Raw genomic sequence first — 9,364 nt, forward strand, 5'->3', positions numbered from 1 at the left:
GGTGCGGGCAAATCCATACACCAACCCATCAACCGCAACGTCTATGCTGGTACTAAAACGCGACGGCCGCCGCGAATCCGTGAAATTCGACAAAGTCACGGCGCGCATTGAGAAGCTCTGCTACGGGCTCAACATGATGTACGTCTCCCCAATTGAGGTGGCCAAGAAGGTCATCGACGGGATTTATGACGGCGTCACGACCGTGGAGCTCGACAACTTAGCGGCCGAAACCGCCGCTTCACTCACCACCAAGCACCCCGACTACGCCATTCTGGCGGCCCGGATTGCGGTGAGCAACCTGCACAAGGTGACGGCGAAGTCGTTTAGCAGCACCATGAAGCGGCTCTACACTTACCAAGACCCCAAGACCGGCGAAAACGCCTCCTTGCTGGCCAAAGACGTGTGGGAAACCATTCACAAGCACGCTGCCACCCTGGACTCGGCTATTATTTACGACCGGGACTACAACTACGACTACTTTGGCTTTAAGACGTTGGAGCGCAGCTACTTGCTCCGCCTCGATGGCAAAGTGGTGGAGCGCCCGCAGCACATGCTGATGCGCGTGGCCATTGGTATTCACAAAGAAGATGTCGACGCCGCTATTGCTACGTATGAGCTGATGAGTGAGCGGTGGTTTACGCACGCCACGCCCACGCTCTTCAACGCGGGCACCCCGAAGCCGCAGCTTAGCTCGTGCTTCCTGCTCACGATGAAGGACGACTCCATCGAGGGTATTTACGACACGCTGAAGAACTGCGCCCTGATTTCGCAGAGTGCCGGTGGAATTGGCCTGGCTGTGCACAACGTGCGGGCTACGGGCTCTTACATCAAGGGCACCAACGGCACGTCCAACGGCCTGGTGCCGATGCTGAAGGTGTTCAACGACACGGCCCGCTACGTGGACCAGGGCGGCGGCAAGCGCAAAGGGGCCTTCGCTATCTACCTGGAGCCCTGGCACGCCGACATCATCGACTTCCTGGACCTCAAGAAAAACCACGGCAAGGAAGAGATGCGCGCCCGCGACCTGTTCTTCGCCCTCTGGACGCCCGACTTGTTTATGAAGCGCGTGGAAGCCAACGGCGACTGGACCCTGATGTGCCCCCACGAGTGCCCCGGCCTCGACACCACGCACGGCGAGGAGTTCGAGCGCCTCTACCAGAAGTATGAGCGCGAAGGCAAGGGCCGCAAAACCATCAAGGCGCAGGAGCTGTGGTTCGCCATTCTGGAAAGCCAGACCGAAACCGGCACGCCGTACCTGCTCTTCAAAGACGCCGCCAACAGCAAAAGCAATCAGCAAAACCTGGGTACTATCAAGTCCAGCAACCTTTGCACTGAAATCTTAGAGTACACCGACGAAAACGAAATTGCGGTTTGTAACCTGGCCTCGCTGGCGCTGCCCCGCTACGTTAGACCGGACGAGAAAGGCAACCTGACCTTCGACCACCAGAAGCTGTACGAGGTAACCTACCACGCCACGCTGAACCTGAACAAGGTAATCGACATCAACTACTACCCCGTAGTGGAAGCCGAGCGCAGCAACCGCCGCCACCGCCCCATTGGGTTGGGTATTCAGGGCCTGGCCGATACGTTTATTGCGCTACGGATGCCCTTCGAGAGCGACGAAGCCACGGGCCTCAACAAAGACATCTTCGAGACCATCTACTTCGCAGCCATGACGGCTTCCAAGGACCTGGCCATCAAGGACGGGGCTTACGAAACGTTCGAGGGCTCGCCGCTCAGCAAGGGCAAGTTCCAGTTCGACCTCTGGGGCGTAACGCCGGACTCGGGCCGGTGGGATTGGGAAAGCCTGCGCACCGAGGTGGTGAAGCACGGCGTCCGCAACTCGCTGCTGGTGGCTCCTATGCCCACGGCCAGCACCGCCCAGATTCTCGGCAACAACGAGTCGTTTGAGCCTTACACCTCCAACATTTATGTGCGGCGCGTGCTCAGCGGCGAGTTCATGGTGGTGAACAAGCACTTGCTGAAGGACCTCATCAAGCTCGGCATCTGGAACGAGCAGATGAAAAACGAAATCATTGCCGCCAACGGCTCGGTGCAGAACATCGACCGGATTCCGCAGCATATCAAGGACCTGTACAAGACGGTGTGGGAGATTTCACAGCGCCGCATTATTGATATGTCGGCCGACCGGGGCGCGTACATCTGCCAGAGCCAGAGCCTGAACCTGCACGTGCTGAACGTGAACTTCGGCAAGCTCACCAGCATGCACTTCCACAGCTGGAAGAAGGGCCTGAAAACCGGCATGTACTACCTGCGCACCAAAGCCGCCGCCGACGCCATCAAATTCACGGTGCAGAAGCAAGCCGCCGAGACCCTGGAGCCGCTGAACGTATCGGCCCAGAACGCCTCCGACATGGCCTGCTCCCTCGATAACCCCGACGCCTGCGAGGCCTGCGGGTCGTAGGAGAAATAAAGTTGCAGGCCATTGCTAACAGGTCTATAAGCTACAGGTTCTAGGCCTAGAAGTATGTACCTCAATAAAAAGCCACTCCACTTGGGGTGGCTTTTTGCTAACTGGTTCTAACGATATGTTTGGTAACTACAAAATCAATTTTGCTAAAGTAAATCTGCATTGGGCGCAGAGCGTCAGCATTGAGTTGGATGAGATAGAGGAACTTTTGGAATTATCTCCCCTGACTTGGTTGTATCTTGGTGAGGCTGGCGAATACGAAATCACCGGTTACACCAAGTATCGTAAATTTGTGACTGTAACATTTACGCTCACGGAAAACGAAGCAGTTGTTGAATCTGTAAACCTCCCAAGCTATGGCCGAATTAGAGAAGTCGTCATCAGGCAATACATCGAGCCGACCAAGTGATTACACTAGCCGAGGTGAGCTAGTAGAAGACGCCGAGCGTCGGCACGTAGCCGGTCCGCTCACGCGTGAGCAGTTCCTGGCGTTTTTAGTGAAAACTGGCAAGGTTCCTCCTGGCACCAAGCTGAAGCAGAACTCTTAACCTCAAAGCCGCCCGTGCCGCAGCCCGAAAAAGGAAAAAGACCAATAAAAATCCCCCTTTGCTAGCAAAGGGGGATTTTTATTGGAAGCTGAACGGACTAAGCCGGCAGCAACACTTCTTTGGTGATCATGCGGCGGGTACGGGCGGGCTGGTTGAGAAGCTCCATGGGGAAGCGAGGCGGCTCGTAGATGGTGGCTGGCTTCTTGGTGAGGCGCCACCCCAGAGCCAGCAATAACTGGTCGAGGGTGCCGCGCCGGGCGGTATCGGTGGCGAAGAAACTAAGGGCTTCCTCAAAAGCCTGCTGGGCTTCCGCTTCGGTGTCGCCGTAGGAGGAGAGTTCCAGGACCGGACAGTAGGCTACGTACTGGCCACTGTCCTCATCGAGCACCAGCATCACTTCCACCTGCACCTTCGTGACGTTACCTTTTATATCAGTCGAGAGAGAAGCCATGAGCGTAGTAGTGTGGGAACGAACCTGAGTAAAGTTAGCCAGAAAGCTACACCTGTAACAACCAGCGGGTGGCTTTCTGTTCTACGGTTGCTTGCCAAGCCGGACTACTTGGCTTATCTTCAAGCTCCTCTGCACGGTGCAGAAGCAAGCCGCCAAGACCCTGGAGCCCCTGAACGTATCGGCTCAGAACGCCTTGGATATGGCTTGCTCTCTGGATAACCCGGACGTCTGCGAAGCTTGCGGGTCGTAAGGAAAAGGGAAGCAGTTGAAATTCTAATAGCCTTTTAAACAGAGTGATATCACCCTATTTAAAAGGCTATTTTCATAAATGATTTTTACAAATAAAAAGCAATACTCACGTGGATCTAAATGATGGTGGACTAATACCTGAAGGTGTCGCTGATTTAGTTGATTATGTAGATGGAATCACGCTTCCTCCTGCAATCAAAAAAAGCTTGTGGAAAGCAATTGGAGACCTAATTGCAGGTGCGGTGGATGTTCCAGTAGCGTATCTTGAATCAAAGGCTCAGCAAATTAGAATGGAAGCTCAAGGCCTAGCTTTCGTAACAAAGAAATCAGCCGAAGCGGCGGCTCAAAAGTTTGGGGGAGACGGCCAGTTGGTAGAAAGGGCTGTAAGCCATTTCGGTCAAAAACTTTTTAAAGAGCAAGTTAATCGTGAGAAGGTAGTAGCTCAAACAATTGAGGAGTTGAAGAATGACCCTCCAAAACAAGACTCTACTTCAGAAATAGATGATGATTGGCTATCTATGTTTTCGCGTATTGCGGAGCAAAAGTCTAATCAAGATGTCCAGCTATTTCTAGCTAAAATACTTGCCGGAGAAATACGTAAACCAGGAAGTTACAGCCCTCAGACGATACAAATACTATCTACTCTGAGTCAAAATGTAGCGCGGATTTTCCAAAGGTTTTGTGATGTAAGTTATTCGCAAGAAATAGTAGGCTTTGCGGGGTTGATTACAGACCCATTTGGGCAAGCCGGAAATAATGCACTATCAGATCTAGGACTTTCCTATAGTCAGCTATCTACACTTCAAGATGCTGGATTAATCCAGCATGACCTTAGTGCATGGAGAGAAATTCCACCAGTGTTATTTACAATGCCATTCCATATAGGAGGTAAAACGTACCGACTTATACTTGCAGACCAGTCAAAGCAGAGCATAATGCAGACGCCTAAACGACTTACAATGTTAAATTTTACTGAGTCAGGGGAGCAATTACGTTCAGTCTTGCATCTTGGTAGTAATGTTATTTATGAAACTAAGATTTTAGAGTGGTTTCAGGTTCAGTTTAGCTTGATTCCAATAGATATCAAGTAGTGAATGCCCTCTGACATTTAGCATGCTTTACCTGCCGCTACCGCCCCGGTAGCGGCAGGTTTGTTTTTGGGGTAGCTATTATGCACCGTCCGTCCTATCTTCAGCCACATGGCAACTCCTGTTTCAGCGGCCCATCCGCGCATTACTTGTGATTTTCAGATTTGCCACGGGCAGCCGGTGGTGTGGGGTTGCGCTACCCGGTGTGGCAGGTGCTGGAACTGCTGGCCTCAGACATGAGTGAGGCCAAGATTCTGGCAGATTATTCGGACCTGGAAGCGGAGGATTTTCGGGCGTGTCAGGCGTACGCGGCGTTCTTGCTCAAGAAGATTGGGCGCGTGTATGAAACGAGTGGCTTAACGGAAGCAGAAGTTGCTGCCGGTCATGCCCCGCGAGAGTCGCTGACGAAAGGGCAATTCTTGGAGCGTCTGAAGGCCAAAGGCCTGGTGTCGCCGGATGCACCAATAGATTAGGAAGTATTTAAAATCACAACTAACAATGGCGTATTCAGAAACCGCGTTAAAGGAGAATTACTGCAAATTCTCTGATGAGAAGCTGATGCGCCTTGCGGCGGAAGATGCGGCTAGGCTGCGGCCGGAGGCCTTGGTGCTTTTGCAGGAAGAACTGGCGGAGCGAGGCTTGGCGGAGGCAGCTCACAAAGAAATAGCCGCGCAGCTTCGGGTGCTCAGTGAGGCGGAGATAGAAGAATACTGTGCTTTGATACGAGCAGTACCGTGCCCCATCTGTTATTCGGTAGCCGAACCGCTGAACGCAACCGTTACGAGCAAGGTGTCGAGCTTTATCGTTGTCACAACTTGGAAAGAGGAGCTTGCCATTGCCTGCCCAAGCTGCCTCGACAAGCTCAGCGAAAGCGCGACGTCTCACTCCATTATTGCGGGCTGGTGGGGAATGCCGTGGGGCATCATCCGGACGGTAAAGGCTATTCGCTTCAATAAGAAGATGGCTAAAGACCATCATGCGCCTTCTCCTAGCGTGCCGCTGAAAGCCTTCGTCGTGGACAATGCCAGGAGTTTGGATCAAGTAAAAGACAACCGCAACCAACTACACGCTTTTCTGATCGGTTTACGTCTGAGTTGATATACATTGGCTTACTGGAGCTATGCGGAAGGAGAGTTGTCCGTATAGGGCATACTAGACTCCACCAAGCCACTGCTATGAAACCTCGCGTAATCTGCCACATGATGAGCTCCTTGGACGGACGCATCATTCTTAGCCGCTGGGGCGCGAAGCCCAACACCAAGGAGTACGAAACCACCGCCGCCACCTTTGCCGCCCAAGCCTGGCTGTGCGGCCGCGTGACCATGGAGAAGGACTTCACCGAGGGCCTAACCCCCGACCTGCACCCCGTGGCCGAGCCGCTGCCCCGCACCGATTTCGTGGCCGAGCACAACGCCGAGTCGTTTGCGGTGGCAGTGGATGCGCACGGCAAGCTCGGCTGGGAATCGGCGTACATCGACGAGGATCACGTGGTGGCCGTGCTTACCGAGCAAGTCAGTAACGAGTACCTGGCGTATCTGCGGCGGCAGGGCGTGTCGTACGTGTTTGGCGGGGCGCAGGAGCTGGACTTCGCGCTGGTGCTCGACAAGCTCGGGGAGCTGTTTCCTATCCAGACGCTGCTGCTGGAAGGTGGCGGGCACCTGAACGGCTCCTTGCTTAAGGCCGGATTGGTAGACGAGCTGAGCATGCTGCACTACCCGGTGGTGGATGGGGCGGCCACCTCTCCTACCATCTTCGAGCAGGGCGAGGCACCGGGGCCGCCCGTGCAGTTCAAGCTGCTAAGTGCGGAGCAGCGGCCGGGTGGCATTCTGTGGCTGCGGTATCAGGTGGGGGCTTAGCACCAGCAAGTAATTGGCTGTATAAAAGTTGGCTACATTAAAATTATAAGCCGGCCAGGCAACGCGCAAGCCTGTTGAAGACGTCATTACAGGTGCCAACCAAGGCGAAGCTCATCCTTCCTACCTTCGCTTCCCATACGGTAGCTCCTGTTCTACATGCATCGATTGTTACTTTCCTGCCTGGTTGCTCTGGTCGGCCTGTTTGGCTGCACCGCCACCAAAACCCAACCCACTGCTGGTACTACCAAGAGTTTGGCGCCTATTGCCATTATGATGGTGGGCGGGCCTCACCTGGCGCAGGTATACAAGCCCACCAATCCTAATACCGACGTGCTGACGGCCAAGCGCCAAGCTGAATTGGCTGCCGTCTGCAATCAAATTCAGCGATTCAAGCCCGACGCCATTATGGTGGAAGAGCTGCCCGAGCGGCAAGCCCGCATCGATAGTTTGTACGCTCTCTACCGGCAGGGCAAGCTCGATTTGAACACCATGCCCGGCGGACGCTCCGAAACGTATCAGCTTGGCTTCGTGCTGGGCAAGCGTCTGGGGCTGGAGCGCATTTACTGCGTGAATGCGCCGGGCGGCACTTCGCAGAGCATTCTGCACGAAGGCACCAACATCAAGCTCTACGAAGAGGCCACGACCGAACACCGGGCGTACGGCGCGCCGGTACTGCAAAAGTGGGAAAGTGGCAGCCTGACTATGGGTGGCCTGCTAAGCTTCACCAACAGCCCGGTGCTGCTTCAACAACTGCACACGCTGGTGTACCGCACCCCCGCCCGCGTAACCGACGGCACCCTGAAACCCGACCCCATGGTGGACGCCGCCTTCGTCAGTCCGCACTACGTAGGAGCCGAGTTCATTTCGGTTATCTACAACCGCGACCTGAAAATCTACTCCAACATCGTGACCACGCAGCTGGCTGCCCGCAGCTCCCGGATTCTCACCATCATCGGGGCCCGCCACGTAGCTTCTCTGGGCGGTATTTTTCGCACCGATCCGGCCTATCAGGTGGTGGATGCCTCGGCGTATCTAAAGCAGAAATAGTCCGGCAGCTTCCTTGTAGTAGCTTCTGCTTCTCTACTGCTCTCGAGGACGTTGCCTATTTGGCTGTCAACGCAACCTACTTGAACGCTATGGCGGTGATAACGCACCCGGCGCTTTGCTGCGCAACGGTGAACTCCCAACGGCGGTCCATGATGGGTAACACGACTACGGCCGACTGCCCTGCGGCGGCACCAGGCTTCAGGCGAAGGCTACCAAGGTCTTCGGGCTCGTACAACTCTTGGGAGTAGAACAGCAGATCGGCGTCGAAGCCGGGGGGTGGTCCATCGTCGGGGCGGAAAGAAGTTAGGCGGCCAGCTTTGCGCGCTAGCTCCTGCTTCTTGTTTGCCAGAAAGGACGCCGAAAAAAAGCCGGTGCTGTCGAGCAGCCCGATATACTGCGCCAGGCCGGGCTCGTTCAGCTCGTAGCGGCCCGATTTGCTTACGTGTCCAGGGGGTACTTCAAACGCGGCTGCCGCACTTTGGGGGTAGCTCAACACCACATACGTAGCCAGGCGCTCCTGGTTTTGATAATACCACTGCAAAAACGTCCGCACGGTGGCCGGGCAGTCTTTGGGGGCTGACGTGGCCGCTGGCGGAGCAGGGCTGGCAGCCACCGGCGGCGTTGGCTTTGACGATTCGCGCACGGTGGCGGCAGGTTCCGGCCCGCCACAAGCGGCTAAGCTGGCCGCGGCCACAAGGGTCATGGGTAGTTTCATCATACCTTACTTGACGGGGCGCACCCACGAGAGCGTATAGTGCTTGGTAGGCGCGTTTACCCGGTGGCCCACAAACAGCTTCGTTTGGGTGTTGTAGTATAAGCGGTTTTTCGGATCGGTGCCGGCGCTGGCGTGTTGGGTACCGGGGTCGAAGAAACGATAGTAGAATCCTTTCGAGTCGGTGCCGCTTTCTACCAACACCACGAAGTGGTCGGTGGTTTTGTCGAAGTTGGGGCTGCCTTTCTTGATGTTGACGCCCACAATGATGGGCTTGCCGCTGGCTAAGGTATTATTGATTTTCTTGATGGCAGCATCAGCCGTGGACTGAAGCACTACGGTATTGCCACTCTCGCGTACCACACTGATACCTAGGCCCCGCGGCGCTTCAGCACCAATCATTTTCTGGCAGGTTCGGAAACAGGCGCTCCAGTCGGGTGCCTGAGTTAGCCATTTAGTGGTGGGCAGAACCAAGGGTACAGTCTGGGGACTGCCTGCCTGCGCCGGCTGCGGAAGATCACCAATCAAATACTTCGCAGCCAGTACTTTGCGGTTAGCAACGGCCGGATTATGAAGATAGAAGGGAATATGTAGATCGGGCCAGAGGGCGGTGAAGGCGTCATATAGCTTCTCTAGCTGCTTGTCGATGGTTGGGAGCACCGCCTTCTGCTGCTGTACCAAGCGAGCCCGCGAACTGATAACGGTAGATTGCAAGGCCTGCAACGGGTGCAGTCGAAGCATTTTTATTCGGTCACTGATTGGCTGGTAATCTGAGCTAGGTGCCCATTCGGGCCGAATTATAGCTGCTCGGCTGCTTATTTTAGCAGGGCGCGGGCGCTTACGCGGAGTGGGCATACATCAACGGTATATACTTATAAAAAGCCAACGTACGCAAAAGCATCTAACTCTCAACCCATCAGCAAGCTGAAGTGTGGCTGCTATTTTACGACAAGGAGGTGGCCGCGAGCGAGCGGGCCCCACC

Annotated in this window: 10 protein-coding genes; 7 read left to right on the forward strand and 3 right to left on the reverse strand. The window is 55.1% G+C overall.

All coding sequences use genetic code 11. The features are described 5' to 3' along the window. Nucleotides 1-43: 43 nt before the first annotated feature. Nucleotides 44-2,425, forward strand: a complete 2,382-nt coding sequence (locus VF639_RS08230) for a ribonucleoside-diphosphate reductase subunit alpha (protein WP_331145410.1) — start codon at nucleotides 44-46, stop codon at nucleotides 2,423-2,425. Between the two features lie 124 nt (nucleotides 2,426-2,549). Next, complete coding sequence (locus VF639_RS08235; RefSeq protein ID WP_331145411.1) at nucleotides 2,550-2,840, forward strand: hypothetical protein; 291 nt, start codon at nucleotides 2,550-2,552, stop codon at nucleotides 2,838-2,840. 236 nt (nucleotides 2,841-3,076) lie between these two features. Here VF639_RS08235 and VF639_RS08240 read toward each other — a convergent pair whose 3' ends face one another. Beyond that, the gene (locus VF639_RS08240; RefSeq protein ID WP_331145412.1) at nucleotides 3,077-3,430 is read right to left on the reverse strand and encodes a type II toxin-antitoxin system HicB family antitoxin; all 354 of its coding nucleotides are present in this window, start codon (nucleotides 3,428-3,430) and stop codon (nucleotides 3,077-3,079) included. 359 nt (nucleotides 3,431-3,789) lie between these two features. Between VF639_RS08240 and VF639_RS08245 the strand changes: the two genes are divergently transcribed. From VF639_RS08245 to VF639_RS08265, 5 genes are all read left to right on the forward strand, one after another. Continuing rightward, the gene (locus VF639_RS08245; protein ID WP_331145413.1) at nucleotides 3,790-4,770 is read left to right on the forward strand and encodes a DUF2806 domain-containing protein; all 981 of its coding nucleotides are present in this window, start codon (nucleotides 3,790-3,792) and stop codon (nucleotides 4,768-4,770) included. Nucleotides 4,771-4,931: 161 nt separating this feature from the next. Beyond that, nucleotides 4,932-5,240 carry a DUF433 domain-containing protein gene (locus tag VF639_RS08250; protein WP_331145414.1) on the forward strand — a complete coding sequence of 103 codons (309 nt, stop codon included), beginning with the start codon at nucleotides 4,932-4,934 and terminating at the stop codon, nucleotides 5,238-5,240. A gap of 25 nt (nucleotides 5,241-5,265) precedes the next feature. After that, nucleotides 5,266-5,865: a hypothetical protein gene (locus VF639_RS08255; RefSeq protein ID WP_331145415.1), complete on the forward strand. Its 600-nt coding sequence runs from the start codon at nucleotides 5,266-5,268 to the stop codon at nucleotides 5,863-5,865. 77 nt (nucleotides 5,866-5,942) lie between these two features. Continuing rightward, nucleotides 5,943-6,623: a dihydrofolate reductase family protein gene (locus tag VF639_RS08260; RefSeq protein ID WP_331145416.1), complete on the forward strand. Its 681-nt coding sequence runs from the start codon at nucleotides 5,943-5,945 to the stop codon at nucleotides 6,621-6,623. Between the two features lie 156 nt (nucleotides 6,624-6,779). After that, nucleotides 6,780-7,670: a DUF5694 domain-containing protein gene (locus VF639_RS08265; protein WP_331145417.1), complete on the forward strand. Its 891-nt coding sequence runs from the start codon at nucleotides 6,780-6,782 to the stop codon at nucleotides 7,668-7,670. A gap of 76 nt (nucleotides 7,671-7,746) precedes the next feature. On the opposite strand, the gene VF639_RS08270 is transcribed toward VF639_RS08265, so the two are convergent. Together VF639_RS08270 and VF639_RS08275 are read right to left on the reverse strand one after the other, a co-directional pair. After that, nucleotides 7,747-8,388 carry a hypothetical protein gene (locus VF639_RS08270; RefSeq protein WP_331145418.1) on the reverse strand — a complete coding sequence of 214 codons (642 nt, stop codon included), beginning with the start codon at nucleotides 8,386-8,388 and terminating at the stop codon, nucleotides 7,747-7,749. A 3-nt stretch (nucleotides 8,389-8,391) separates the two neighbouring features. Beyond that, nucleotides 8,392-9,123, reverse strand: coding sequence for a hypothetical protein (locus tag VF639_RS08275; protein ID WP_331145419.1), 732 nt, complete (start codon nucleotides 9,121-9,123; stop codon nucleotides 8,392-8,394). Between the last annotated feature and the right edge of the window lie 241 nt (nucleotides 9,124-9,364).

It is taken from the genome of Hymenobacter sp. (assembly GCF_036387835.1).
Taxonomy (GTDB): Bacteria; Bacteroidota; Bacteroidia; order Cytophagales; family Hymenobacteraceae; genus Hymenobacter.